Genomic DNA, 26,457 nt, shown 5'->3' with positions numbered 1-26,457 from the left:
GCTGTTGAATCCAAGTCATTGGGATGAGACGATGCGGGGATGACTCGGATTCAAAGGCGATCGCCAGGTCTCTTCAGCGGATACCTCCACCCTTGTTTGTTTCGTCTACAACCTTACAGGGTTTCTCAACGCTGGCCCCGCTCCGATGATTGGGGCATACCCTGACTATTCCGGAATATTGCTCACAGTTGGATCAGGCACATAGCTTTTTTTGTAATCCAAATAATGCACGTCCGTGACCATTCCGTCTGCCGCATGATGCAGATCATGGCAATGGAACATCCAGTCGCCCGGGTTATCGGCTTCGAAGGCGACGACTATCGTTTCTCCCGGCTTGACGTTTAGCGTATCCTTCATAATGGGTGCTCCTGCAATCGGCTTGCCATTCTTGCTCAGCACTTGGAAGAAGTGCCCGTGCAAATGCATCGGATGATCTTCGCTCTTGGACTGATTTACGAAAGTCACCTTCACCCGCTCCCCTTTGTTGACCTTGATCTTGTCCGTATCCGGGAACACTTTGCCATTAATCGTATACACCGTTTTGCCTGCGCGCACCTCGGTATTCAAGTCCATCTTGACATCTTGATCATACGCTTCATTCAAACTGAACTTCGCATTCGCCATCTCACCGTATTTCGCCAAATCCAATGTCGGGTGCATGACAGAGGAATCAGACACGTCTTTGGATGCAGCGGCTGTCTCTCCTTCATATTCGATAAAGGTTCGCATTTGCTTTATTCGCTGTTCCGAGCCATGCTCTTCTATCAGCCACTTGCCCGGGTTGTCCGCTATGAATTCCACATCATATCGCTCGCCTGGGGCAATAGACAACAGCTGATTTTGAATGAGAGCCGGACTGTTAATCGGCTGCCCGTCCGATGCCACCACCTTGAATTCATGTCCGTGAATATGAATCTGGTGGGACAGGAATCCGGCATTCACGAAGCGCAAACGCACCTTCTCACCTTTTTTCACCTTAAGAGGCTGTATCGAGTCCCCCATTTTCCCATTGATCGTGTACATATCGTACATGCTCATATCGTGTCCTGCCATCGGTTGGACGGATGAGGCATCCGATGAAGCTGCTGCACCATGAGTATCGTGGCCATCCCCTTGCTGCTCCTTCTCCCTATGCTCCATTCCTTTCATTTCTCCATCCATACTATCCGTCGCATCCATGGAATGACTCATCTCCATGTTCATCCACTCATCCAACACCAATGTATAGTCGCGATCAGCCTTATCCTTCGGGTCCTCGACCACAAGCGATCCATACAAGCCTTTATCGACCTGATTCACGCTGTCCTGATGCGAGTGATACCAATAGGTGCCCGGAATGGTCGCCTTGAATTCATAGGTGAACGATTTCCCCGGCAGCACCGCATCCTGCGTCACTCCGGGAATGCCATCCATTTCATTCGGCACCGGGTATCCATGCCAATGAATCGATACGGGCTCCTCCAACTCATTCTTCAAAGTAACCTTGATCGTCTCCCCCACCCGTGCGCGAATTTGCGGTCCCGGCACGCTGTTATTGAACGTCCACACCGGCAGCTTCTTCCCGGACGCGATCTCCAATTCGCCTGCTTGTGCGGTAAGCGTCGCATTGCTTCCATCCAACACCTCAATTGTGCCGGTGAGCCGTCCGTTCGTGTCTTCGAGCGAGCCAGATACCGCGGCGTCCACCCCATGATTCATCCCTTCATTCCCGCTTGCTTGTCTTGCCTTCCCATCTGATCTGCTTCCTTCATCGCTCCCAGCGAAACATCCAGATAAGGCGATCACTCCCGCAAGAGCGGTTATGACGACAAAAATATTCAACCATGTGCGTTTGTTCATTGACCCACATCCTTTCATCTGTTACGCACAATTGATTATAAGAAGCAATTTTGTACAAATGTTGTAGATGGCATACCTGTTAAGCAATAACAACACACTTTGGCGCATTACCAGTACTTCTCCTTCATCACAGCACATTGCTGCGCCAATAAGGCAGCATTCCCTATACAATTTATACAACCTTTTGCGTTACAATAAGGAGGAGCGGATAAGGAGGTTGCTATGAAGGGCACACGGATTCTCGTCGTCGATGACGAGCGAAATATGCGCAATTTAATTCGAATTTATTTGAAAAAGAATGGCTATGACGTCATTGAAACCGATAATGGCATACAGGCGTTGGAGATCATGGAAAGAGAAGCGGCGGATCTCGTCATTTTGGATATCATGATGCCGGGCATGGACGGATGGAGTGTCTGTGAACGGATTCGCGAACGCTGGCCCATCCCGATTCTGATGCTTACGGCACGGACGGATACGAAGGATAAAGTGCACGGGCTGAATATGGGGGCAGATGACTATGTGGTCAAGCCGTTTGATGGGGAGGAACTGGTTGCGAGAGTCGGAGCTTTGCTGCGCAGAGCGCAGGTGAGCCATGCTAACACTGCGTCGACGCCCGCCATTCATGTTCCCGATATGGATATATATCCGGACAGCCGGGAAATTCGCATCAAGGGGGAAGCCGTCGATTTCACACCGAAGGAATTCGAGCTGCTGCTGCTGTTGGCTTCCAATGCGCAGCGAGTATACTCCCGCGATCGGATCGTCGAACAGCTGTGGGACTATGATTATGAGGGCGATATCCGTTCGGTCGATAATCATGTAAAAAACATTCGGGATAAAGTACAAAAGGCACAATTAAGCTACGATCCGATTCAAACCGTATGGGGCGTCGGCTATAAGTTCAACCAGAAAGGGACGTCATCATGAAATGGAATCGCGTCGACGTCAAGATTGGCGCCTCCATGATGTCGTTGTTCCTCATCGTGCTCATCCCGCTCGGCATCGTAACCGATCGGATATTCACTTCATTTTATTACCAAAAGGCCCATCAGGAAGTCATGGAGCTGTCCGCTCATTTCGTCAAAATGGCCGAAGCGCAGCACGGCTTGACCTCGGACGCGGTCTCGACGATGGCGGAATTTTCGAAGGTCGGCATCCATATTTTCGATCGGGATGGCAACGCCACGGGCAGCTCGAATCGCCATTCCCAGAACATAAGCGAGCTGCTGACCCCTGAGGAATGGAACCGGCTCAAAGCAGGACAGCTTATCGATAAAGAATTCGAATCGCCGGATCAAGAGCCATGCATCGTATCGGGACGAGCCTTCATAAATGACGGACAATTTATGGGCGGCGTCATCATTACATCGTCATTGGACAGCGTGCGCAGCTTTGTCGGGCAGGTACGGCACATGATCGCCATCTCAGGTGTCATCGGCGTCTTGATTGCGCTGGGCTTCTCGCTCGTCTTGTCCCGCCGCATGTCTAAGCCGCTGCTGCATATGGTGCAGGCGACTCGACAGATTGCGGTCGGACAATTGGGAACGAGAGTCCCGGTCACGTCCCAAGACGAGATCGGCTCACTCGCCCATGCCATTAACGACCTAGCCCGGGATCTGCAGCGGCTGCGCGAATCACGCAATGAATTTTTCGCCAATATTTCACATGAACTGAAAACACCCATAACCTACTTGGAAGGCTATGCGAAGGTCATTTCAGAGGAGCTGTATGAATCGGAGGAAGAGAAGAACGCTTACTTGCAGATTATCTCGTCGGAAGCAGTGCGGCTGAATCGATTAATCAATGATCTGTTCGAATTATCCAAGATGGAAGAAGGGCGCATAGAGCTGATTCCGGAAGCGATCGATCTTATCCCGCTCGTTGAAAGCGCCGTGGCCAAGGTCGAACGCGCTGCCGCACAGAAAGGGCTTGAATTGGAATTCCATACCGAACTGCGGCAAGCATTCGTGTGGGGAGACGGAATGAGGCTGGAGCAAATATGGATCAACCTGCTCGACAATGCCATCCGCTACACGCAAGCAGGCTCCATTCGGGTAAGCATTGTACCGTTGCAGCAGCAGTATGAAGTATGCGTCCAAGATACGGGCATCGGCATCCCGGAAGAAGAGCTCCCTTATCTATTCGAGCGGATGTATCGAGTGGAGAAATCCCGTTCGCGCGATTACGGCGGAACCGGACTTGGGCTCGCTATCGTCTCCAAGCTCGTCGAGCTGCATCAAGGCCGCATCGATGTGCAGAGTGAACACGGCAAGGGAACGGCCTTCTCCGTCAAGTTGGCCAAGCATGAATCCGATTAGAAACATCTTTTCTTCCTGCGCATAAAAAGAAGATTGTTGTACCACAATAAGGCAGGGAATATGAACATACAAGAAAAGGTGGTTTCAGCATGTACAACCAACAAATGTCCTCGCAGCTCAATCAGTGCGAACAAGTTATTCAGCAATTGATGCAGCAGACACAGCGGGCATCTCAAATGTATCAGCAACTGCTGCAGCAAGAGCAGCAAAACGTATCGCGCCTCGAAGAGTTGGCTCAGCGCGAACGCCAAGCATCGCAGATCATCCAGACAGCGCTGCAAGGACATCAAGTGGCAATGCAGCAAATGCAGCAGGTATCGCAAGTGTGCCGCGAGCTGGAGCATTCGATTCAAACATCGGCCAATGTCGCATACGCGCAGCCGCAATACACGACGGCTTCGTATACGAACCGGGTATAAATGTAGAAGCTGTTCGGGCGGTTGCCGGCAATAGCTGCGCAACCGCCCGTTCGCGCTGCTCGCTATACCCGCTTCGGCGTCTTCATGCCGAGCAAGTGCAGGCCGTGCTGTAAGATGCGCGATACAGCCGCGACGAGCAGCAACTTGGCCGACTTCTCCGCTTCGTTCTCTACGAGAATCGATTCATGATTATAGAAGCGGTTGAAGTGCTTGGCGACATCGAGCAAATATCTGGCGAGGATAGACGGCTCGTTGGATGCGATAGCAGATGCGATGATCTGCTCGTATTGACTCAACGACTTCATACTGGCCCAAGCTTCCTTCCCGGCCAAATATGGATTAGCGGCAGCCTTCGCTTGATCTGCTGCGTATTTCTCCAAGCCGGATTCCCCCATCGTTTCCAAGCCTTTCTCCAATAGGCGCACCGTTCTTGCATAGGTGTATTGCACGTATGGCCCGGTTTCTCCCTCAAAGCGCAATGCTTCGTCGAGACTGAAATCAACGGATAACGTGCGGCTGTTCTTCAAGTCGCCGAAGACGATTGAACCTACCCCAATCGCTTCCGCAATCTGTTCCTTATCATGTAACGTCGGATTTTTCTCTTCAACAATTGCTAGTGCTTTCCCCTTCGCTTCATCCAGCACTTCATTCAGGAAGACGACCTTCCCTCTGCGAGTCGACATTTTCTTGCCGTCCACCGTCATCAGGCCGAACGCCACATGCTCGCAGTCACGCGCCCACTCATACCCCATCTTGCCCAGCACGGTGAACACCTGCTGGAAATGCAGCCGCTGCTCCGCGCCGACGACATACAGGAGCTTATCTGCCTTCATCACTTCCTTGCGGTAAATGGCCGTAGCCAGATCACGAGTCGGATAAATGGTCGTACCGTTCGATTTCAGAATGAGACACGGCGGCATCCCTTCCTCATCCAAGCGCACGACCATCGCGCCATCGCTTTCCTCCAACAGGCTTTTTTCCTGCAGCTGCTTCACGACTGCATCCATCTTATCATTGTAGAAGCTTTCGCCCAATACGTAATCGAATCCAACGCCAAGTCTTTCATAGACGCGCTCGAATTCCTTCATGCTGACGTCCACGAAATACGTCCACAGGCACACGGTCTCCTCATCTCCGTCCTCCAGCTTGCGGAACCACTCTCTCGCTTCATCTTCCAGCTCCGGATGACGCTCTGCTTCTTCATGGAACTGCACGTACAGCCTCAAGCTTTCCTCAATCGGCTTTTGCTGGAGTAAATCATCATTTCCCCAATGCTTATAAGCGGCTATCAGCTTGCCGAACTGAGTTCCCCAATCCCCCAGGTGGTTGACGTTCATTACCTCGTAACCAGCAGTGCGGTACAAGTTCATCAGCGCATTGCCGATCATCGTCGAACGCAAATGACCGATCCCGAACGGCTTCGCGATATTCGGCGATGACATATCAATAACGATCCGCTTCCCATTTCCGAGAGAGGGCTGCCCATACGTGGGTTGAAGCATGTCATGGATCAAGGCGCCTGACAGCACAGCCGGATCGAAAAACACATTCACATAGCCTCCCGCCGCCTCTGCGCGCATGCCTTCTCCACCATCCTGCTCATTCACCTGCTTGACAACGTCCGCGGCAATTTGCTGCGGGGCACGCTTCCACGCCTTTGCTAAAGGGAAGCATGGGAAGGCGAGATCGCCCATGTCCGCTTTGGGCGGCTCCTCCAACGATTCGATGATGTCTTCCTGCGACATGTTCAGCATCGGCGCTAACGCCTTTGCCGCAATTACTTTCAACATTCATAACCCTCCAATATGCTTGAAAATGCAAAAAGCCCCCGTCTGCAAGAGACGGAGGCTGAACCTGTCCGTGGTACCACTCTAATTGAATTCAAATCGATCATTATCTGCATGCAACACGCAACGATTCGAAATCCACTTCCTGATTGTAACGGCTGTGCCGGATTTCCCTACTTCCATTCTGGCGTCAGAACAAGTTCAAGAAATCAACTCCCGGGTCCGCTTCCTCCGCACACCGTGCCGGCTTCCACCATCCCGGCTCGCTGCTTCACGGCTTTGTGCTAAGTACTCTCCCGTTCATCGTCATTGTACATTTGATTTTTTCACATTATATCCTTAGTCGCCTGCAAAAATCAACCGTCCGTTTCAAATCGGTTTCCGAATCAACGTTTTTACGAATTCCAGCTGCGTATCTGTCCCGGCCACCCGATCGTCTACATTGTCGGGTACAAGCAAGTCGGGATAGCAAGCGTCCGCTGCATCGCGTGCCAAGTCTGGCCGCTCAAATATTTTGTAGGACAGTTGGAATCTCACCCTCGAATGCGGCATCGTAAATAAAATCATATCGCCATAGTAACTCGGCTTGCCGCCTGTCGGCTCCCCGATAACGGTGCCAAGCTGATTGTCTTGGACGATCGTTGCGATCCACATGGCGGAGCTCATTGTGTGCTTGGACGTAAGTACATGCAATTTGCCCTGAAACAACAGCTCTTGCTGCTGCTTATTTTGAAGCTCTTGACTCGGAAAAGCGGTGACCCCGGAAGGCGGACGGCTCTCTCCCGAAGCAGCCACCTCTACCGAATGGCGCACCGTTGCGCCAAAGGCGGATTATCCAGCAATCGAATGACCGTCCTTCAACTCTGCCAGCAGGCGCAGCGCATACAAATACGTATCGTAATTCGTCAGCAGCCGATTCGTCTGGCTCACTTGCGCGATAGAGTGATCATAGGTTCGTTGGACGGATTCGGGTACGCCATCGAGTGTCGCGGGATGCACATTTTTTATTTTGCTCATCACGAATGCCAGATCTTCCTTGACCTGCTGCCCCCCCTACGGCGGCATCTCAGTCGCCTTGGCGCTCTCCGGCAAGAGGGGAACTGTAACGATCGAATCAAATCCAACCCAAAAGGAGCATATCGATAAAATAAATAGAATCATTGGCTTCAGAATTCTTTTGACCTCGTTTCTTGTTCACTCTTATTAGTTAATCAGTTTATAATTAATCACTTAACTATTTAGCTTATAGCAACCTTTGGTCAACTGCGACCAAAGGTTTAATCGTCATTCACTGCCAATTGGGAAGCATTCAGCTTGTGCAGCAAACGAAGCAATGTCATCTGTTCATCTGTAGTCAAAGGCTGCAGCATAGCGCTTACCGTTGTCTCATAAATGGGCCATGCCTGATTCAAGATGTCCTCCCCCGCCGGAGTAAAATAGACCAGCACGCGTCTTCGATCTGCTTGATCAAGCGCGCGGCGGACCATTCCATCCCGTTCCAACCCTCTCAGCAATCCGCTAATATTGGCGCGCGTGACGGCCAAATCATCCCCCAACTCAGAGGGCAATGCCGGACTTCCGTGCTGCTGCAGGGCATACAACAGACATAACCGTCCTAACGTAAGACCAAGCGGGGCCAATTGTTCTTCAAGCTGGCGAACCAGCGACACATTTGTCTTATAAGAAGTTAGAAACCATTTAACGGGTATGATGGATTCTTTGAACGGGTCATATTTTATGATGGAAAATCAATCCCTTCATACATAATTAAGCACTTAATTATTTGCCGATTAATATTAAACCTCTAACTCACTCTTGTCAACAACGTGGAATGACCTTGTGCATTATCCAATAGGCAAGAAAATGACTGCGCTCGACGAGAAACCCAGTCACTTAAAGTTTATTTTGATAATTATTTCATTAAAATGTTGATTCTCCGTCAGTTAATCCATACCATTTTAGTGTGTACCCGTCTCGATAACGCTGATAGGCTCTCTCAATCAGTGAGTCGTCTTCAAATTGAATATATCCCGCTAAATATAACGCCTTCAGATAATCTTCGAACTCTTCATTTCCAAGTTTCATGTTTTCTTGTGAGATCCCACAGAAAATACTTGTCTCAAGACCTAGCAAGAATGACATACCTTGCTCTGTAGCACCTGACAAATATGTCTGATCCTCTGAGTTAAGAATGATGTTAATTCCATTGGGATGATAACATTCTAAATACTCGTCAGGGTTAAGCTTAAGAAGTTCCTTAATTCCTCGCTCATCTCGGAATATATAAGCTTTTACAACTGTATCAAAATTGGCATGCGGATCTTTTTCCAAATCAGAAAAATAGTGTATATCTACTTCCTCAGCGAAATAGCAATCTTTAAATCTTTTATTGATTTGCTCTAGAGTGAAAGGATTTGGAATATCTAAAGTCAAGTATTTTTTGAATAACTTGTTGATGTCGAGATTCAATTTTCTCCCTCTTTTCAATTTCATCTTATCGCTTTAAATTAAATTTAGTTGAGAAGGTACTAGAGCATTTTATTCTTGCTTGAACTTTTATTTTTACCCAAAAAATTACTTTTTCCGTAAAAGATATGGCCTGTGTCTCCTCTGCTGCCACCATGATAATGATAATAATAGCGAGTATCGTTATATCCTGTCTGCCAGTGATTCTCAGGTCCTACAAATTTCCCTTGCCCTACTCTCATGGCAAGACCTTTCGCATCCTTATCGCTTACTGCCCATACTTCGTTATGAATACTCGCTTTTAACCATAATTCAGCTTCGCCTTCCCCTAATGGTTTTCCGATAAGCAAAGGTTCTTTGTTTCCATTTCGAGATTTGGCTACATAAAATCTAGGTTTGTCTTCTTTTTTACTTTTGCTGATTGCTTCCGCCATTTCATTGACAAAACATATGTTTCTCCAGCCAATTCAATCGTGGCAATTGTGACGGCCGCTCCTGCTGTTAACCAACCTATTAATTGTCCAATTCCCCAACCTATCCATGGAAGCGCTGGAACAACAAACATACTATCATTTCCATGCGAATCAGGGTAATCTGAAATATTCGTTCGTGATGAGTTATCGTCCTTTAATTCTATCTGACTGTGATTAAATTGCAAATCGGCTTGCGTATTTAATGCATATGTGTGCGTAGCAGTTAAGAAAAAGATAAGGAATGCAACAACCATTGCTGTATTGCGAATTAGAGATTGAAAGTGGCTCCCTATGTTAACAGTAAATACTTGAACATACGAATAGGGTCAATGGCATTGCGGCCGATATCGAGGCAATAGTTATTCTTTAGCTCATCGTAAACAAAGGAAAAGTCAACTAGCTCGTTAATTTGTCGCAACAAATTATCCTTCGGAACGACTAGGTTATAGATATCCGTAAATGGGCTTAAGATCATCGTTTGTCGGATTTTGAATCATCGGACTCACCCGCTAATTTTGATACCTTATCATACAGAAAAAGGTACAGCCTCCTCATAATTTGAGGAACTATACCTTTTTCTTTAAGTGGGCTTTTTCAGTGGCCTCGTCGGGCACAGACGTCATTTTTTTGTATTAATGCGTTGCTTCAATATTGCCGCGTACCGACTTACCTTTGTTGGTGATCAGGAAATAATACTTATTATTTTTTTCGACATTAAATGTTTTTACATACTCGTCTCTAGTGTTGCCATCTACAACGACAGAGCCATACGTTTCCCAACCGTCATCGTTTACTTGAACTAAAGTATATTTGACTTCGGTGGCGCTGCTTCTGTCGCCTTTTTGCGTAACATATAATTTCACCTTATTGCTGGCTGCATAGAAAGTTCCACTTTCATCCCTTTCATCTCTGCTTAGTTCGAATCCGTAACCATAGGATGCCAGCGTCCCAAATTCACTTGCTTGATTTTGCGGAGCGGCACTTGCGTTGTGGGCGAATACCGGACTGGCCGAAACCAACATGGACAGGGCGGAAATGGTAAGAATCATCTTTTTCATAAGTTATCTTTCTCCTTTGTTGTTTGGAATTAGTGGAGTGTACACTTCCTTGTTCTATTGTAATAAATTAGTTCAATGATTTTAACTAGACTGTTTTTACATTTCCCGGTGGTTTAATGACGTCTTTTGTTAACATCGTCTGATAATGCCGATATTTTTCCGCAATATTTCCAAATAAATTCCAGTCTCAATCTAGCGTGAAAGGCATTTGGGAGATGGTTCGAACTTCGTCTTAACCTATGGCAAAAGACGGCCAATGGCCGTCTTCACTCGTATTCTCTCACTTTGACTTTACGATGCGTCAATCCGTTCCTGAGCCGCATTGAAGCACTTTTTGCACACCTTCAGCGCCGTTCCGTTCTCCTTCGTTCGCGTGTAGAGCAGCTTGATGCGGGTGCTGCTGCAGACCGGACATGTCCCTCGTCCGTGCGACGGCATGTTCCACAACGCTTTGCCGCGTTTGTTCTTCGCCATGAACTTCTCTCCCTTTTAGCGCTAGCTCGTAATAATAATGCAGACTTGCATCCTTTCTCTACTTGTATGAGCGCTGCCTTCGTAATATTCATACACTTATGAACGGCTTCCGTCAGTCCGTACGACAAGGTCAAAGTGCATACAATCAGCTGTACAATTCTTCATGGAAGTTGCAGCATCTCATGTTATGATAGAAGAAACAATCCGTATGAGGAGCGTAGATCAGATGACTATTCATATTCTTACAGACAGCGCAATCGACATGCCTCATTCCATCGTTGAACAGTTGGGCATTACGGTAATGCCGATCGTTGTGACCATAGATAGCGATCAATTCGAGGACGGCGTCACCATACTGCCGAAACAGATGTTCGATGGCATGCGGAATGGCCTCGTGTATAAGACATCTCAAGTGCCGATGGAACGGTTCAAAGAAACGTTCGAGGCGATCGCGAAGGCAGGAGATGAGGCGGTATACATCGCTTTTTCTTCCGAGCTTTCCGGGACGTATGCTTCCTCGCGCATGATGCTTGAAATGGTGCAGGAAGAATATCCTTCCTTCGCCTGCGATATTATCGACACCAAATGCGCATCGCTAGGCTTCGGGCTCGTCGTGCATCAAGCGGCGCTCTGGGTGCGCGAAGGTCTGTCCAGAGCAGAGATCACGTCTCGAACCGAACTGCTCGCGAAGCAGATGGAGCACGTGTTCACCGTTGACGACCTGGAATATTTGTACCGCGGCGGGCGGGTCAGCAAGTCGTCCGCAGTACTCGGCGGACTGTTGAACATTAAGCCGGTATTGGATGTGGAGGATGGCAAGCTAATCCCAATCGATAAAGTGCGGGGCAGAAAAAAATCGATTATACGCCTTGCCGACCTGTTGGGAGAGCGTGCTAATTTGGAGGATAAAGAGCAGCTTATCGGCATCGCTCATGGTGACGACGAGGAAGCGTTGGAATCGTTGAAGCAGATGATTCAAGAACGCTTTGGCCTGAACAATTTCATTACCAGCTCCATCGGATGCGCCATCGGCGCTCACTCGGGACCAGGTACGCTGGCGTTATTTTTCAGAAACAAATCATACAAATAAATTGAACATCCCCCCGCACACGAAGGAGCGGCCTCACCATAGGCCGCTCCTCATCTTACACTCCCACCTTCGCTATCGCAAAGGGCTTCCTGACGTCGTTTCATCCGTATATATCCGTACGGAATGTGGGCGGTCGTGCGCTTGGGCCCAATAATACGAGGCAGCCGCGATCCGATCTGGCTTGAACCCCACCAGCAGACCGGGAGCCAATGCTTCGGAAGTGGCGGTGTAGAAGCCGGCTGCATCCGTTGCCCCTTGCTGGTACTTGCCAGAAGCGAATTCGAAGCGTCCGTATACCGCCGCAGTCACCGGCACGTTAGTCTCCGCATCGACCACTTGAAGCGTCACCTTCACTTTGCCGTTATTTACCGCAGCCGCCATGCTGCCGATAACCATCGGCTTTAAATCCGTCGCTCCCGTCGTTGCGCAACTCTCACCGGACATCGGGCCGACATTGCCTGCTAGGTCGACGGCGGCGACGCGATAACAGTACGTCGTATTCGGGAGCAATCCGACATCCTTATACGACAACCCACGCACTTGAGCCTCGTATCCGTCAGGATCGGGTATGAAGCCGGCTTCCGTTCCGCGATAAATCAAATACCCGCTCACTTCCTGATTGTCGGACGCTCTATCGTAGCGGAGCGTAATCTGCTCGTAATCGAGCTCCTCAGCTTGAAGATTTCCAGGCTGAGTAGGCGGCTCCGAGTCCGGCGGCGGATTCCAAGCATAACGGTTCCGGCTCCAATCGGATGGCAGCTCCCTGTACGAGTCGTAATGATGCACGGCAACGCCTGCAAAAGAGGAATACGCCGCAAAGGCGTCGTACACCAGAGCCAACTCCGCTTCCATCGCCACACGCCCCTCTTCCCGGAATGTTATCGTTTCAGGGTCACCGCTGCTGGCGACATCGAGCGTTTCGACCCCGATGACGACCGAATTCACCTTCCCGATGGACTCCGCATAATCCAGCTCGTTCTGCGCCCCTGCGATAATGCCCGCACTGCCGGATGCTGTATCGCGGTAATCCATAATACTAATATAATCGCTTATATCCTGGATGTGCTCGGATAACGGCTTCACCGTTCCCTTCCACTCCACCGCCTTCGTGTTGACATTCGTATCGTACCACCGGGGAATGGCTGGTCCGAAGGCGATTTTCGTTTTGGACACATCCACCCTGCTCTTCATCTTATCCATGAGCATTAAATATTGCTGCTGCAAAAAAGGGGCTCTGTCTGCGAAATCAGGCAATATATAAGGCTCGATATCAATATTGACGCCGTCGAACCGAGCGGCCTCATCTGCTGCCAAATTATAATTGATGACGCTTTCAATTTCGCGGACCGCATCGTCATGATACTGCGGATAGACGGCAATATAAGGCGGTGATGTCCCGCCGGCAATTAACGCATGAACCTGAAATCCCTGTTCATGCGACCACTCTACGAATTCCTCCACCTGTGCCGACTCATCCTCGAGCATTTCCATACCGGCATATTTGCCAGTCGCGTAATAGAGCGTCGTCACGGGCTGAGAGGGGAACGTAGTCGTATCGTTCGCAAATTGCTCCAGCACGTCGCGGGAGCCCGGATTGAGCAGCAAGGTGTACGACGACGGCTCCCAGATCCACATGGCGCGGTCCTGACGCGGCAAGACGGCATGCTCTTCTTCCGCACCATTGTCCTCCTCTTCGGACTCGGTCTTCACGTACGTGGTTAAGCTCATCCCGATATTTCCGACACTGTCTGTTGCCCTTGCTTGGATGGCGTAGACGAGACGTTCATCATTGGGTGGATTCCAGTGAAATTCATATCCGCCATCCGTCTGCTGGGCCGTCTGCCACGGCTGTCCAGTCACTCTCACTTCGACACTCGCCACCGGATTCTTGCTGTCTACCGACACCCGTACCTTCACCTGTCCGCTTACGACTTCTCCATCCGCTGGTCCGGTTACCCTCACCTTCGGCTTGCTGAGGGGCGGATTGTCTACCGAGACGGTTATGAACGGTGACCATACACCATATCGAGTTGCAGCATCATTGCCGCGAGCCACGATTTCCATATCCCCGTCATAAGCGGAAGCGTCCCATGTCGCTGTCCATGTTCCCGCATGCGGGCCAAGGGTCGGGATCATTTGCGTACCGACTGTCTCACGGCCCGCCACGGACAGCACGACGTTATACACACCGTCATAACTCCCGGTGATGATGAAGCGCTTGCCCTCCGTTTCCTGAACCTGATCGATGGTGATGAAGGATTTCCCTGCGCTCAGACCCGCACTAGGCATCGCAGACACCACCGTTGTCAACAATAGAACCGCACAGCACATTACCTGCACAACAACGCTAAGGCATTTTACGGCACTACGCTTCATCTGAATCACGCTCCACGTTATAGAGGTTGTTAACACTCAATTAATGAGGTTGTTTACCACTTCCCCATTGCATAACGAGGCAGGACGGGAGCAAATTCGGCTGCTTTGTTAAACTCGTGATTATAAATGCACGATCCTGCCTGTTTGTCGGCTCTCATTAGCCGCTTCAATAAAACGGATAATTTCCAGCGTTTCACTCAGCTCGACGGGAACGGCTCCCGTTCGGAACATGGCCATTACCTGCTCCAGCATGCTGGCGTAATACGGTTTGGCGTGTGCGTACACATCGACGTACACCGTCGCTTTCTTCGTATGGACAGTGCCGCCGAACTTGCGGTTCCCTACACGGTTGCCGCGCAGTGTGCCGATACGGCCGTCTGCCCATTCGCCGATGACCATGTCATGCCCTTCGCTGGATGCGGCACGGACACTGCGGCAGCCTCGGCCCAGCAAAGCATACAGCATATCCGCCGTATGAATGCCGTACCAGAACAAGCCCGGCTGAGTAGGCTCCAGGTCCATCGGGCCGAAGCAATCCGCCCCGACGATCCCGTCCGGCGCTACATCCCGCAAGCACTGCGCAATGCCTTCCGCGAAGCGGACCGCCGAACAGCTCATAACGGTCACGCCCGCCCGTTCCGTCGTCTCCGCAATCATCTCCGCATCCGCCCTGCATACCGCGAGCGGCTTGTCGATGAACACCGGCTTGCCGTAATCGGCGATGCGCGCGAACAGCTCGCTATGAACGCGCCCGTCCACGGCTTCCAGCAGAATCGCGTCACAGCGCTCCGCCACCGCTTCGGGTGAAGACGCAATCTCAACGCCGTACGATTCGGCCAGCTTCTCCGCAAAGCCTCTGACCCGGTTGATGCTCATGCCGAAATCGGGCGAGCCGCCCGGATACGCGATGGTCACCGCACCGCCCTGAACATGATGCGGATGCTCCTTATTGTTCAATAGCTCCGTGAAGTCGACCGCATGAGAGGTGTCGGTGCCGACAATACCGATGCGCAACCACTCCCGAGAATGCACCGGATCGAACACCGCCTTCTTATTTGCACTACTGTGGTTCATCATGACAATAAGCCCCCCCTGTTCGTATCAATTGGTCCATCTGTCATTTGAGCTGCAACTCAGCAGCACGCGCATACGCCTGCTTATAAATATCGAGCAGCTTCTGCAGTCCGAGATTTTCCGCCTCCTTTACATATTGATCCCAATCGGATAGGGGGCGCGTGCCCAGAATAAACTTGGCGATATTTTCGCTCCGATGCTTCTTAACCGCTTCGCCGGTCAAAGCGAGCACCTCCGTCTCCTGCTCATTGAACGCTGGCTTCGGCTGCAGCTTCGCATCGAACTTGCGCGCTTGTACGTAAGCCTTCTGCAAATCCTCCGATGCGAGGGCGAGCTGGGAATCGTAATCGATCCATGTATAAGCGCCGTTCGTCGCGATGCCCGTCTTTGACCGCAAATCAACCGCATCGGCGAAGTCAGCCTTGAACTTGCGCGTGCCGCCCTCCGTCGTGAACGTTTCGCCTTCTTTCCCCCAGCTCGCGATGACACGAGCTTCCTCGGAATAGAAGAAATCCATATACTTCATGACATCTGTGATGTGAGATGAAGTGGAGGCAACAGTCAGCCCAGTCTCCAGCGTGTGCAAGTACGGATTGAATTGCTTTGCGCCCGCCCAGCCGGCAGGCGGCTCCATAAAGGCCAGATTGAATGACGGGTCGTCCTTGCGCAGCGGGATATTGAAGAAATCAATCCGGCTGATGTAATCGACCGTGATGAACGCTTTGTTCGTCGACACGATATCCTGCCACTGCTTCGTCTGGATGGACAGCCAATCCGGCGGAATGAGACCGTCCTTGTACATCCGATGCATTGCTTCGACCAATTTTTTATAATTATCTTGAATCGGACCGTATTCCCACTCCTTCGAGCCGAAATGGTAATAGATGTCGCCGCCCGTCTCAAAGTTCTCCGCCAAGTTGACGAAAATACCCAATTCTTCGCCGAACCGGAAGCTGAATGGGTAACTGTCCGGATATAGCGTCTTCAATTGTTTTGCCGCTTCGTACAGCTCGTCGAATGTGGCCGGCGGCTTCAGACCGTGCTTCGCGAACACGTCCTCCCGGTACATCCATATCATCCGGTTCGTCTCCCCGAAGCCTTCATTCGGGAACATGAACAGCTTGCCGTCCGCAGACAACGCCTGCCGCACCATTTCCGGATACTTCTCCATCCACTTCTTGAAGTTCGGCATATCGTCCGTATAATCCAAAATGTTCGCCAACGCCCCCTGCTGACCATACTTGTTGGCAGTCCGGCGATCGGTCATGAACATCAAATCCGGCAAACTGTTCGAGGCGATGACCAGATTTAACGTATCGGCCAGCTTCCCCGACGGGAGCTGCACGCGAAGGGATACTCCAGTCTTCTCTTCAATCCATTTCCATATCGGCCAATCCTTCTTATACGGGAAGGTTGGATTCGAATCGATAAGCATCGTAAATATCTTTTTATCAGGCGGATCCCCGCCCTTCTGTGCCATATCCGCGCCGCTCTTCCCGCCTTCCTTCGCGCAGCCTGCGAGTGCCAAGGCAAGCAGGCAGCCTGCCATCACTATAGCCGTCCACTTCCGAATGCGTGCCGAACTCTTCTTCATCTGTCTCACCCTTTTACCGCACCAATGAGCGCGCCCTTCACAAAATATTTTTGCAAGAACGGATATACGAGCAATATCGGCAGTGTCGACACCATAATCGTCGCGTATTTCAACGACTCCTCCACGATGAGTTGATCACCCCCGATTTGCGTGACGTCCCCCGACATCACTTGACCCGCCAGCACCAGATTACGCAGCAGCACCTGCAGCGGAAACAGCTCTGGATCGCGCAAATACAGCAACGGAAAATAGAAGTTGTTCCAGAGTGATACCGCGTAGAACAAGCCGATCGTGGCGAACGAGGCTTTGGACAGCGGAACCGCGATACGGAAGAACAGGCCGAGGTCGTTCAGACCGTCCATCTTGCCCGACTCTTCAAGCTCCTTCGGAATGTTCGCAAAAAAAGTTCGCATGATGATCAAATTCCACGTGCTTACCGCGCCAGGCAGCACCATCGCCCAGACCGTATCGATGATGCCCAGCTCCTTGACGACGAGAAAGGAGGGAATCATGCCGCCGCTGAAGAACATCGTAAATATAATCATTAACGTGAACCCTTTGTTGAACAGCATATCGCTGCGAGATAACGCATATGCCCCCGCTGACGTTATGACAAGCGCGATGCCTGTTCCGAACACGGTGTATATAATCGTATTCAAATAGGACTGCAAAATGGACAGATCGCCTAAAACGAGACTGTACATTTTTAGGTTGAAGCCTTTTGGCCAGAGAAACACTTCGCCTCTCATGACGTATACATCCCCGCTCACGGAGATGACAGCCATATAAATAAACGGATACACTGTAACAACGACGACGATTGCCAGGATGAGCGCATTGATGCATTGAAACAGACTGATTTTTTGGAAAAATTGCCTCATGACGCATGCCACCTCCTTCACCAGATGCTTGTATTGCCGACCCTGCGGCTAATCGTATTGGCTGCTATGACGAAGATAAGGCTAATAATGCCCATGAACAGATCAATCGCCGTCGCGTAGCTGTAGTTGCCTTGCACGAGTCCGACCCGGTACACATAGGTGCCGATAATGTCAGCGGTTTCATAAGTGGCCGGGTTGTAGAGCAGAAACACTTTCTCGAACCCGATCTCAAGCACCTTGCCAATATTCAAAATGAGCAAAATGATAATCGTCGGGCGAATCCCAGGCAAAGTGACATGCCACAGCTTGCGGAATCTTCCTGCTCCGTCCATGTCGGCCGCTTCGTACAGCACCGGGTCGAGCGTCGTGAGCGCCGCCAAATAAATGATCGTCTCCCACCCGGCATGCTGCCAAATTTCCGAAGCGACATATACAGTCCGGAACCATTCGGGCTCCATCATCACATTCGCATTGGCCGCGCCGAACCATTTCAGCAGCTCGTGGAGAATGCCCCCAGTCGGCGACAAGAACATCACTACCATCGATGCGACGACCACGTTGGAAATAAAGTGCGGCAAATAGCTGACGGTTTGCACGAAGCGCTTGAAGAACGAATGCTTCACCTCGTTCAACAGCACGGCCAACACAATCGGGGCTGGGAACCCGAACGCCAAATTGTACACACCGAGCAGCAAGGTGTTGCGCATCAGCTTCATGAAATCGGGATTCTCAAAAAACATCCGGTAATACCTCCATCCGACCCAAGCGCTTTCCTGAATGCCTTTGAACAAATTGTAGTCCTTGAACGAGATGACGATACCGAACATCGGGGCGTACTTGAACACGACATAATATAGCAAACAAGGCAGAAACAACAGCCATAAATATTTGGTCTGATTGAGCTTGCGCAGCAGATTCTTGTCAGACCGGACGCGGATGTGTCTGATTTCGCATATCCTCCTCTCGTGATCATCTCGTAACAACGACATCGTATTCGGAACGGCGCACCCTGCCTATCGGCAAAGTTTCGGCTCCATCTGCGAATTTGTTAAAATCCGAACATCGGCATATAAATGAGGAAAAAAGAATATTGTGGAGAACTGCGATCACACCTACCATTATAGTGCGATTCACTTATCGCTCATTGAAAAGGAGGAGCTCATGCCGCGCGCGCTATCGTTCAAATCGATTAAGCCCCAGAGACGTTCCCTATTCATGCAATTGCTCGCCAGCTTTTTAGTCATCATTTTGCTGCTGCTGTCATTCCACGTGCTGTCGTTTGCATTCTTCCGCTCCCTCATGCAGGAGGAAATCATCCGTTATAATGAAGCTGGCCTGCAGCATGCCGTTGATAACTATGAGCGGCAGCTCGGCATGTTGACAACATCGATGTTAAGTTTATACATGGACGATGCCGTCTCCTCATTTACGCTGAACAACGACCGCATCCGGTACGACATTGCCGACCAGATCCGGATTCAGCTCAAAAAAATGTCAGGCAGCTTCTATCCTTACGTGGACAACATTGCCATTGCGTTCCGCGAACCGAAGCTTGTCATTGAGAAGGACGGAATCAACACACCGGAACAGATGTATGGAAAGTTCTACGCCAGTGCCGACTACTCCCCTTCCTTCTGGATGGAACAGTTCAACCAATCGGAGTCCACTAAGCTGTTCCCAGCAAGAGAATTCTCGGAGAAAGGTATAAGCCAAGCGCTGCGCAAAGGAAATCTTATTCCGCTCGTCGTCAAGAACAAGCTGCAGCGTCATTTTTATGTAAGCGCCTTTCTGAATGCGGACGCGTTCCTTCGCGCCTATCAGCCTCCGGTATCGGATGGATTCGGTATTCTGTCCCCGGATACTAGCTCCCTGTTGTTCGGCACTGCAGAGCATTTCAATACTGCTCAGGCGATGGCCGCTTATCAGAGGGACAAAGAATATGTACACGATGGAGACCTGTTTTTCTTCTACTTAAAAGGACCAGTTACCGGCTCCGTATATGTGAATGTCATCTCTGCATCCAGTCTCTCGGCTCAAATCGCCAAGCTTAATTGGATGCTGATCGGCATTCTAGCGCTTGTTCTCGTTATCGGATTGGCGGCTTCTATCTGGTTCAGCATGCGTATTCATCAACCGATTCGCAGTCTCCTGCGGACAATCCAATTGAAACGCGCGGACGCGCTCAAATACAAAGGGATTATTGAGTTAGAGGAAATCGGTTCAAACGTACAACAGCTGCTCATGAGCAATCAGAGCATGAATCGCGATCTGATGCGGAAAAACTCCCTGCTGCGCCACTATTTCTATACGAACAAGCTGAAAATGATACATACGCGAAGCGCTGATTTTCAGGAACTGCTGCAGGAAGAACGCCCATACCGTCTGGCACTGTTCAAGCTGTATCGGAAGCAGAGCCACGACTGGACGTCCGAAGCTTCCACAGGACGCACTGCCTATTTCGTGATGGAATTCATCCAATCGTCTTTATCCGCCAAATACGAGGAAGCGCTCGTTTTTCAGATGGAACGAGATCAGATTATCGCACTGGTTATGCTGCGCGAAGAGGAAGAGCCACTTGAGGAGTCCGTCCACACACTTAAGCAGGTTTTCGACCACGATAAAGAATATTTGTTCTTTACGATCGCCATCAGCTCCGCATATGCCTCATCCGCCGAATTCAACGCTGCTTACGAGGAAACGATCTGCATGGAGCGGCAGCGCCTGTTTCATGAGGAAACAGAGCTCATCCGCGTGTCATTGCCGCAGAGTGAGATATCCATGACGGGTCAGGAGGAGCAACAGCTGAACGCCGTGCTGGTGAGCGGGAACGAGGATGCGCTGAAGTCTTGGTTAGATAAAATAATGCGCAGATTCCATGAGATGCGTGCGACGGGGGAAGACGTACAACGGTTCACGGATGATTGCATTCAAGCCGTGTACAAAGGTCTCTCTGCCCTCAATTTGCCGACGGAAGCGCTAAAGGCGAAGTTTGCTGACTGGGACCATGTAAAAAGAGGATACCACTTGGGCAGGCTGCATGACTATCTGCTCGCCTTTCTGCATGATGCCGCCGCTCTGATTGCCCAGAGCCTGCATGAGGAGGACTCGGTGACGAAGTTCGTGAAGCAATATATTGAAGAGCATTACGGGGAGGACATTTCGCTCGATACCATCGCCGATGAACTGCAGTTGACCAGCGGGTACGTATCCACGTACTTTAAAGAAAAGACCGGCATGAAATTCAGCCAATATGTGAACGACATGCGAATCAGACAGGCGAAGCGGCTGCTGCGGCAGCCAGAACTGAAAATCCTTGATGTGGCGGCGCGTGTCGGTTACCACAACGTGAATTCATTTATACGCATGTTCAAAAACACAACCGGCCTCAGCCCCGGTGAATACCGCAAAAAAATCGACGCGATGCCCGACTGATCGAACGCTACCCTGTTCACCAGCTGCCATGCCCCTGTTGTTTCCAGGACCGCTGCCCGCGGTTCTTTTTTTTCGTTTCACAACATGACTCATGTTGCTTGGCAGCACAACCACCTCATCATCTCAATATCTCAACATCTCATTCTCAACATCTCAGTATCCCGCACCTAAGCACCTAAGCGCCTAAGCATCCCTGCACCTTACCGCCCCCCTCCAATACTACTTTGATACGCTCTGCCCTTTCCTTAAACCCACTTCACTTCCTGTACGCTGAAATGCGGCCGTTCTTAGTTCATCATCTTAGCTTCATTCTCCCCGTTCCTCAGAATCCCCCACGCCTCGCACATTGAAATAATGCAACCATTTCTCAGTTTATCAACTTAGCTCCACACTCCCTTTACCTCAGGAACACTCCACTTCCGGGCCAATGAATGCAACCTGTTCCTTGTTCATCATCCTAGCTACACTCTACCGTCACCTCAGAAACTCCAACTTCCCATACGCTGAATGCACCCTTTCTCAGCTCATCATCTTTGATTCTAGCTCCACCCTGCCCTTTACCTCACTCAGAATTATCCCTTCTCTATGCAGAAATTTTCCCCTGTGATTCACTACCCCCATTTGGCAGAATCCAACTCGTTGATTAAAGCTTCTGAGCTACGGGGAGATTGGGCAAAGACTAAATAGACACGATAATTGTCTTTTACACGAATCTATATACGGGGTAAAATGTCGAGAAAATGGTCCAGATAGAGAACGCTTGTGTGGTTCTTTAAAGCTTGAAAAAATCGGTTTCTTTCCGAGGAAATTCACGCACATCCTGTCGGCCATTGGAAAATATACAGTGTTAACACCATTTCAAGCAGAGGTATTATCATTCCACTGGAAATCATCCAGTCAAATCACGCCTTTTTCCTAATATAGTGGTTTAAGGCTGTTTCTGTTGGATCATTTCCAATGAAAAACGCCGCCGCGGTAATTGAATCAAATTACATTGGACAGATTCCAACGGACGGGATGAGTGCTGAGCAATACAAATATAGCCCGTCCTCCTCAGAGGTACGGGCTGTCCTATACATGTTCCATTCTTATGCTACGTGCGGCTCTTCGTCATGATGAGGTTCCGCATTAGTTGACGGTTGTTTCAATCCGTTAAATAGCAGGTTCAGTATGAGCGCCGTAAACGTACCGGCCACGATGCCGTTGTCTGTCAGTATGCGCATTGTTTCTGGCAAGCTCTCGAATATTTCGGGGACGACCGTAACGCCGAGTCCCATACCGACCGAGCAAGCGATAATGATTAAGTTCTCGTGGCGGTTCATATCGACCTGCGAACCGAGCATTCGGAGACCGCTCGAGACAACCATGCCGAACATGGCGACCATAGCTCCGCCCAATACAGAGTGCGGGATAAGCTGCGCTAAGGCTGCGAACTTCGGCACGAAACCCAGCAACACGAGCAGGCCGCCGGCCACGACGATAACATCGCGCGTCTTCACACGGCTCATCTGGATGAGGCCGACGTTCTGCGAGTATGTCGTGTAAGGGAAGGCATTGAACACGCCGCCGATCATGATCGCGAGCCCTTCCGCACGATAGCCGCGCGCCAAATCCTTGCCGTCCAGATCGCGGTTCAATATTTTGCCGAGCGCCATGAATACGCCGGTCGATTCAGCGATATTGACCATTGCGACGATAATCATCGTCAGTACGGCAGTGACATTGAATTTCGGCGCGCCGAAGTAGAATGGCTGCACGGCATGGAACCAGCCCGCTTCCATTACAGGCGTAAAATCAACTTTCCCCATAAACCCTGCAGCGATCGTTCCGACGGCCAATCCGACTAGAATCGATATCGCACGCAGGAAGCCTGTCGATACTTTATTCATAATGACGATGAAAATAAGCACTCCGAAGCCGAGCAGCAAATTTTCCGGACTGCCAAAATCGGGGCTTCCCTGACCGCCCCCCAGATCATTAAAAGCGACCGGTATAAGCGTCACCCCGATAATCGTAACGACCGAGCCCGTGACAACCGGAGGGAACAGGCGAATCAGCTTGCCGAACAGACCACCGAACAGAACGACGAACAGGCCCATTGCAATGATGGAGCCGTATATATACGGAATTCCAAAATCACTGCCGATTGCAATCATGGGCGTAACAGCCTGAAACGCGCAGCCGAGTACGACGGGCAGGCCGATGCCCGTGAAGCGATTCGTGAACACCTGCAGCAATGTCGCGATGCCGCACATTAACAGGTCGATTCCAATGAGATAAGTAAGCTGCTCTGATGTGAAACCGAGCGCGCTCCCGACAATAATGGGAACGATGACCGCACCCGCATACATCGCAAGCACGTGCTGCAGACCAAGCGAGAACGTCTGCAGCGGATGGCGGTTGCGCTGGAAGACATGGTTGTCGACCTTGCTCATCGAGCCGGCACCTCCTGCTCCTCTTCCACAAAGCTTACTTTGCCGTCTTGAAGAGAAGCGACGCGTACAAGAGATTCGACCCGGTAGCCAGCGTCAAGCAGCATGCTGCGTCCTGGCTGGAACGACTTCTCGATCACGATGCCGAACCCGACTACGGCAGCGCCGACTTGTTCCACGATGCGCGCCAAACCGGAAGCAGCCTCCCCGTTCGCCAGGAAATCGTCAATAATAAGTACACGATCGTCCGCAGACAAATATTTTTTCGATACGGTTACTTCATTGCTCTCCTGCTTCGTAAAGGAATAGATCTTCTCAACGATAATATCATCACGCAAGGTCAATGATTTCTGCTTGCGGGCAAAGATGAGTGGTACGTTCAGCTCCAAGGCAGCCATGACGCCCGGCGCAATGCCCGAGGATTCTATCGTAAGTACTTTCGTAATCTTTTCTCCCGCATAACGGCGAACGAATTCTTTCCCCACTTCGTACATCAACACTGGATCCATCTGATGATTCAAAAAAGAGTCTACTTTCAATACTTGGTTGCTTAGAACTAATCCTTCTTGCATCACTTTATCTTGTAGTTGTTTCACAGAAGGCTCCCCCTTATGTCTTATGTTTGATCTTAAAAGTCTGATTGCGTTCTGCACATCGCGATATACATCCATGCTGCCTGACTCTCATAAATGCACAAAAACCCGATCTATTGATTTCCAAAGTGGAAATAACTAGACCGGGCTAATGAGAAGTCGGAAGCCCCGTTATAAGTATGCGTCACTAAAATCAGCGGGCGCTGTCTCAAACAAGGGCATTCACATTTCCATTAATAATGAACCATATCTCTTGCTAATGAGAGTCAAGAGAAGGATCGTGAATGATGCCGGATGACACGAGCCAATCAGCTCTCTCGTTCAATGTGGCATTCACGTTCAGGTTCCCCGTAGTCCAATCATTTCCGGTGATCGGGTAGAGACGTGCAGGCCTATTCCTGCACATATACGAGAAAAACATCGATATATTGCTCGTTGTTTAATAAAGGCGCCAATTCCTCCTTATTAAACATGCGTGCTATTAATATGTTGTTTGTGTAGTATACATCAAGATATGGTTGAAAGAAAGTAGAAATTTCTGAAAAGAGTCCAGCTTTCTTTCACTTTCCATATCCTTACTGATTCATCGACCACTGTTCGACGTCCCACACCTTTGATATCCATCCTTCATAGAAATCAGGCTCATGGCATACGAGCAGAATGGTGCCTTTATATTCCTTCAACGCACGCTTCAGCTCTTCTTTCGCGACAACGTCTAGATGGTTCGTCGGTTCGTCGAAGACGATCCAGTTGCTTTCATTCATGAGCAGCGTGCACAGACGCACCTTCGCCTGCTCTCCCCCGCTCAGCATGCGGAGCTGACGGGTAATATGCTCGTTCTTCAACCCGCAGCGCGCAAGCGCGGCCCGCACTTCATGCTGGTTCATATGCGGGAAGGCATTCCACACTTCATCAATAGGTGTGCCTGCTGGCGCTTTAACTTCTTGTTCAAAATAGGACGGGTACAAGAAGTCACCCAAGTACACCTCTCCGCCATACGGCTTAATGACGCCCAACATCGTCTTCAGAAGCGTCGATTTACCGACCCCGTTGCAACCGACGATCGCAATTTTGTCACCGCGCTCAATCGAAAAGTTAAGTTCCGGCAGCAGCGCACGATCGTAACCTACCTGTAAGCCCTTCGCCTCTACGACAAGTCGGCCGCTGGCGCGGGATTCCTTGAACACAAACGTCGGCTTGACCGCTTCCTCTGGCCGATCGATTCGTTCCAGCCGATCCAGCTGCTTCTCGCGGCTCTTGGCACGACCGGAAGTCGAATAGCGCGCTTTGTTGCGCTGGATGAAGTCTTCCTGCTTCTTGATAAACTCTTGCTGCTTTTCATAAGCACTAATATGTTGACTTTTATTCATTTCCGCCATATCTAGGAATTTCTCGTAGTTAGCCGTATAACGCGTCAATTTGGCGAATTCCAAATGGTAGATCACGTTCACGACCTTGTTCATAAATTCCGTATCATGGGAAATAAGCACAAAGGCATAGGGATAATTCTGCAAATAACTTGTCAGCCAACCGATATGCTCTACATCCAAATAGTTGGTCGGCTCATCCAAGAGCAATACATTCGGCTGCTCCAGAAGCAGCTTCGCAAGCAATACCTTCGTCCGCTGTCCGCCGCTTAAGCTCGCTACATCCCGCTCGATGCCGATTGCACCGAGACCGAGGCCGTTCGCCGTTTCTTCCACCTTCACATCCAGCATATAGAAGCCGCTATGATCCAATTCTTCTTGTATCTCGCCCATCCGTTCAAGCAACTGCTCGAGCGTATCCGGATCGGCATCCGCCATCTGATCGGCGATTCCCATCATTTCTTTTTCCATTTCATACAACGGAAGGAATGCGTCCTGCAGCACTTCACGAATCGTCTTGCCCGGCGTAAGCTTCGTATGCTGATCCAAGTAGCCATAACGAACCTTCGGGGTCCACTCGACTTTCCCGTTGTCCTTCAATACTTGTCCTGTCAAAATATTCATTAATGTCGATTTGCCCGCACCATTCGCGCCCACCAGACCGACATGCTCTCCCGGCAGAAGACGGAAGGATACATCATTAAACAGTTCGCGTCCGCCATAGCTGTGACCTAGCTCTTCAACCGTCAATAAACTCATAACGTGTTCAGTTCTCCTATCA

Annotated in this window: 22 protein-coding genes, 1 pseudogene, 1 riboswitch and 1 other annotated feature; of the genes and pseudogenes, 5 read left to right on the top strand and 18 right to left on the bottom strand. The window is 50.2% G+C overall.

Translation table 11 applies throughout. The features are described from left to right. Positions 1-165 precede the first annotated feature (165 nt). Positions 166-1,839, bottom strand: a complete 1,674-nt coding sequence (locus A372_RS0132495) for a multicopper oxidase family protein (protein WP_019425132.1) — start codon at positions 1,837-1,839, stop codon at positions 166-168. A gap of 222 nt (positions 1,840-2,061) precedes the next feature. On the opposite strand from A372_RS0132495, the gene A372_RS0132490 reads away from it, so the two are divergent. The 3 genes from A372_RS0132490 (at position 2,062) to A372_RS0132480 (ending at position 4,579) form a co-directional block, all read left to right on the top strand. Next, positions 2,062-2,769, top strand: coding sequence for a response regulator transcription factor (locus A372_RS0132490; protein WP_019425131.1), 708 nt, complete (start codon positions 2,062-2,064; stop codon positions 2,767-2,769). After that, on the top strand, positions 2,766-4,160 hold the full coding sequence (locus A372_RS0132485) for a sensor histidine kinase (RefSeq protein ID WP_019425130.1): 1,395 nt from the start codon (positions 2,766-2,768) through the stop codon (positions 4,158-4,160). Before A372_RS0132490 ends, A372_RS0132485 begins: the two co-directional genes overlap by 4 nt. 89 nt (positions 4,161-4,249) lie before the next feature. Continuing rightward, positions 4,250-4,579, top strand: a complete 330-nt coding sequence (locus A372_RS0132480) for a hypothetical protein (protein WP_019425129.1) — start codon at positions 4,250-4,252, stop codon at positions 4,577-4,579. A gap of 62 nt (positions 4,580-4,641) precedes the next feature. Here A372_RS0132480 and argS read toward each other — a convergent pair whose 3' ends face one another. The 9 genes and pseudogenes from argS to A372_RS0132440 form a co-directional block, all read right to left on the bottom strand. Further along, complete coding sequence (gene argS, locus A372_RS0132475) at positions 4,642-6,369, bottom strand: arginine--tRNA ligase (protein ID WP_019425128.1); 1,728 nt, start codon at positions 6,367-6,369, stop codon at positions 4,642-4,644. A gap of 44 nt (positions 6,370-6,413) precedes the next feature. After that, positions 6,414-6,679: a binding site (T-box leader), on the bottom strand. 56 nt (positions 6,680-6,735) lie between these two features. Next, complete coding sequence (locus A372_RS0132470) at positions 6,736-7,179, bottom strand: S41 family peptidase (RefSeq protein ID WP_019425127.1); 444 nt, start codon at positions 7,177-7,179, stop codon at positions 6,736-6,738. 18 nt (positions 7,180-7,197) lie between these two features. Then, entirely contained in the window at positions 7,198-7,386 is a 189-nt protein-coding gene (locus tag A372_RS0132465; RefSeq protein ID WP_157259906.1) for a hypothetical protein, read from the bottom strand. A 257-nt stretch (positions 7,387-7,643) separates the two neighbouring features. Beyond that, positions 7,644-8,036, bottom strand: a complete 393-nt coding sequence (locus tag A372_RS35175) for a MarR family winged helix-turn-helix transcriptional regulator (RefSeq protein WP_051004566.1) — start codon at positions 8,034-8,036, stop codon at positions 7,644-7,646. A gap of 250 nt (positions 8,037-8,286) precedes the next feature. Beyond that, positions 8,287-8,835: a hypothetical protein gene (locus tag A372_RS0132455; RefSeq protein ID WP_019425124.1), complete on the bottom strand. Its 549-nt coding sequence runs from the start codon at positions 8,833-8,835 to the stop codon at positions 8,287-8,289. 59 nt (positions 8,836-8,894) lie between these two features. After that, positions 8,895-9,266, bottom strand: a complete 372-nt coding sequence (locus tag A372_RS0132450; protein WP_019425123.1) for a hypothetical protein — start codon at positions 9,264-9,266, stop codon at positions 8,895-8,897. Between the two features lie 334 nt (positions 9,267-9,600). Further along, positions 9,601-9,780: pseudogene (locus A372_RS36865) on the bottom strand (IS5/IS1182 family transposase); the annotation flags it as partial. Positions 9,781-9,937: 157 nt separating this feature from the next. Further along, on the bottom strand, positions 9,938-10,363 hold the full coding sequence (locus tag A372_RS0132445; RefSeq protein WP_019425122.1) for a hypothetical protein: 426 nt from the start codon (positions 10,361-10,363) through the stop codon (positions 9,938-9,940). A 291-nt stretch (positions 10,364-10,654) separates the two neighbouring features. Continuing rightward, positions 10,655-10,837, bottom strand: a complete 183-nt coding sequence (locus A372_RS0132440; protein ID WP_019425121.1) for a hypothetical protein — start codon at positions 10,835-10,837, stop codon at positions 10,655-10,657. 226 nt (positions 10,838-11,063) lie between these two features. Between A372_RS0132440 and A372_RS0132435 the strand changes: the two genes are divergently transcribed. Continuing rightward, positions 11,064-11,927: a DegV family protein gene (locus A372_RS0132435; protein ID WP_019425120.1), complete on the top strand. Its 864-nt coding sequence runs from the start codon at positions 11,064-11,066 to the stop codon at positions 11,925-11,927. A 72-nt stretch (positions 11,928-11,999) separates the two neighbouring features. Here A372_RS0132435 and A372_RS35170 read toward each other — a convergent pair whose 3' ends face one another. From A372_RS35170 to A372_RS0132410, 5 genes are all read right to left on the bottom strand, one after another. Then, entirely contained in the window at positions 12,000-14,303 is a 2,304-nt protein-coding gene (locus tag A372_RS35170) for an Ig-like domain-containing protein (RefSeq protein WP_157259904.1), read from the bottom strand. 120 nt (positions 14,304-14,423) lie between these two features. Beyond that, positions 14,424-15,377 (bottom strand): Gfo/Idh/MocA family protein, encoded by a 954-nt coding sequence (locus A372_RS0132425; protein WP_051004571.1) that lies wholly within the window; start codon positions 15,375-15,377, stop codon positions 14,424-14,426. Positions 15,378-15,420: 43 nt separating this feature from the next. Continuing rightward, the gene (locus A372_RS0132420; RefSeq protein ID WP_019425117.1) at positions 15,421-16,971 is read right to left on the bottom strand and encodes an extracellular solute-binding protein; all 1,551 of its coding nucleotides are present in this window, start codon (positions 16,969-16,971) and stop codon (positions 15,421-15,423) included. Between the two features lie 5 nt (positions 16,972-16,976). After that, entirely contained in the window at positions 16,977-17,852 is an 876-nt protein-coding gene (locus A372_RS0132415) for a carbohydrate ABC transporter permease (protein ID WP_019425116.1), read from the bottom strand. Between the two features lie 17 nt (positions 17,853-17,869). Further along, entirely contained in the window at positions 17,870-18,841 is a 972-nt protein-coding gene (locus tag A372_RS0132410) for an ABC transporter permease (RefSeq protein ID WP_019425115.1), read from the bottom strand. A gap of 103 nt (positions 18,842-18,944) precedes the next feature. Here A372_RS0132410 and A372_RS0132405 point away from each other — a divergent pair, with 103 nt between their 5' ends. Then, positions 18,945-21,284, top strand: a complete 2,340-nt coding sequence (locus A372_RS0132405; RefSeq protein ID WP_157259902.1) for a helix-turn-helix domain-containing protein — start codon at positions 18,945-18,947, stop codon at positions 21,282-21,284. Between the two features lie 1,088 nt (positions 21,285-22,372). On the opposite strand, the gene A372_RS0132400 is transcribed toward A372_RS0132405, so the two are convergent. The 3 genes from A372_RS0132400 to A372_RS0132390 all read right to left on the bottom strand — a co-directional run bounded on the left by A372_RS0132400 (position 22,373) and on the right by A372_RS0132390 (position 26,435). Next, on the bottom strand, positions 22,373-23,719 hold the full coding sequence (locus tag A372_RS0132400; protein ID WP_019425113.1) for a nucleobase:cation symporter-2 family protein: 1,347 nt from the start codon (positions 23,717-23,719) through the stop codon (positions 22,373-22,375). Next, positions 23,716-24,312, bottom strand: coding sequence for a xanthine phosphoribosyltransferase (locus A372_RS0132395; RefSeq protein ID WP_019425112.1), 597 nt, complete (start codon positions 24,310-24,312; stop codon positions 23,716-23,718). Before A372_RS0132395 ends, A372_RS0132400 begins: the two co-directional genes overlap by 4 nt. A gap of 328 nt (positions 24,313-24,640) precedes the next feature. Next, a riboswitch (purine riboswitch) is annotated at positions 24,641-24,741 on the bottom strand. Positions 24,742-24,884: 143 nt separating this feature from the next. Beyond that, positions 24,885-26,435: an ABC-F family ATP-binding cassette domain-containing protein gene (locus A372_RS0132390; RefSeq protein WP_019425111.1), complete on the bottom strand. Its 1,551-nt coding sequence runs from the start codon at positions 26,433-26,435 to the stop codon at positions 24,885-24,887. Positions 26,436-26,457: the final 22 nt, after the last annotated feature.

This window comes from Paenibacillus sp. OSY-SE, assembly GCF_000283315.1.
Lineage (GTDB): Bacteria > Bacillota > Bacilli > Paenibacillales > Paenibacillaceae > Paenibacillus_B > Paenibacillus_B profundus.
The sequence above is the reverse complement of the archived record's forward strand: the minus strand, read 5'-3'. Positions and strand labels throughout refer to the sequence as shown.

What these genes read in the sequence shown, in the direction of transcription:
- A372_RS0132495 (WP_019425132.1), bottom strand. Translation starts at nt 1,839, where the DNA reads ATGAACAAACGCACATGGTTGAATATTTTTGTCGTCATAACCGCTCTT.
- A372_RS0132490 (WP_019425131.1), top strand. Translation starts at nt 2,062, where the DNA reads ATGAAGGGCACACGGATTCTCGTCGTCGATGACGAGCGAAATATGCGC.
- A372_RS0132485 (WP_019425130.1), top strand. Translation starts at nt 2,766, where the DNA reads ATGAAATGGAATCGCGTCGACGTCAAGATTGGCGCCTCCATGATGTCG.
- A372_RS0132480 (WP_019425129.1), top strand. Translation starts at nt 4,250, where the DNA reads ATGTACAACCAACAAATGTCCTCGCAGCTCAATCAGTGCGAACAAGTT.
- argS (WP_019425128.1), bottom strand. Translation starts at nt 6,369, where the DNA reads ATGTTGAAAGTAATTGCGGCAAAGGCGTTAGCGCCGATGCTGAACATG.
- A372_RS0132450 (WP_019425123.1), bottom strand. Translation starts at nt 9,266, where the DNA reads ATGGCGGAAGCAATCAGCAAAAGTAAAAAAGAAGACAAACCTAGATTT.
- A372_RS0132445 (WP_019425122.1), bottom strand. Translation starts at nt 10,363, where the DNA reads ATGAAAAAGATGATTCTTACCATTTCCGCCCTGTCCATGTTGGTTTCG.
- A372_RS0132440 (WP_019425121.1), bottom strand. Translation starts at nt 10,837, where the DNA reads ATGGCGAAGAACAAACGCGGCAAAGCGTTGTGGAACATGCCGTCGCAC.
- A372_RS0132435 (WP_019425120.1), top strand. Translation starts at nt 11,064, where the DNA reads ATGACTATTCATATTCTTACAGACAGCGCAATCGACATGCCTCATTCC.
- A372_RS35170 (WP_157259904.1), bottom strand. Translation starts at nt 14,303, where the DNA reads ATGAAGCGTAGTGCCGTAAAATGCCTTAGCGTTGTTGTGCAGGTAATG.
- A372_RS0132425 (WP_051004571.1), bottom strand. Translation starts at nt 15,377, where the DNA reads ATGAACCACAGTAGTGCAAATAAGAAGGCGGTGTTCGATCCGGTGCAT.
- A372_RS0132420 (WP_019425117.1), bottom strand. Translation starts at nt 16,971, where the DNA reads ATGAAGAAGAGTTCGGCACGCATTCGGAAGTGGACGGCTATAGTGATG.
- A372_RS0132415 (WP_019425116.1), bottom strand. Translation starts at nt 17,852, where the DNA reads ATGAGGCAATTTTTCCAAAAAATCAGTCTGTTTCAATGCATCAATGCG.
- A372_RS0132410 (WP_019425115.1), bottom strand. Translation starts at nt 18,841, where the DNA reads ATGTCGTTGTTACGAGATGATCACGAGAGGAGGATATGCGAAATCAGA.
- A372_RS0132400 (WP_019425113.1), bottom strand. Translation starts at nt 23,719, where the DNA reads ATGAGCAAGGTCGACAACCATGTCTTCCAGCGCAACCGCCATCCGCTG.
- A372_RS0132390 (WP_019425111.1), bottom strand. Translation starts at nt 26,435, where the DNA reads ATGAGTTTATTGACGGTTGAAGAGCTAGGTCACAGCTATGGCGGACGC.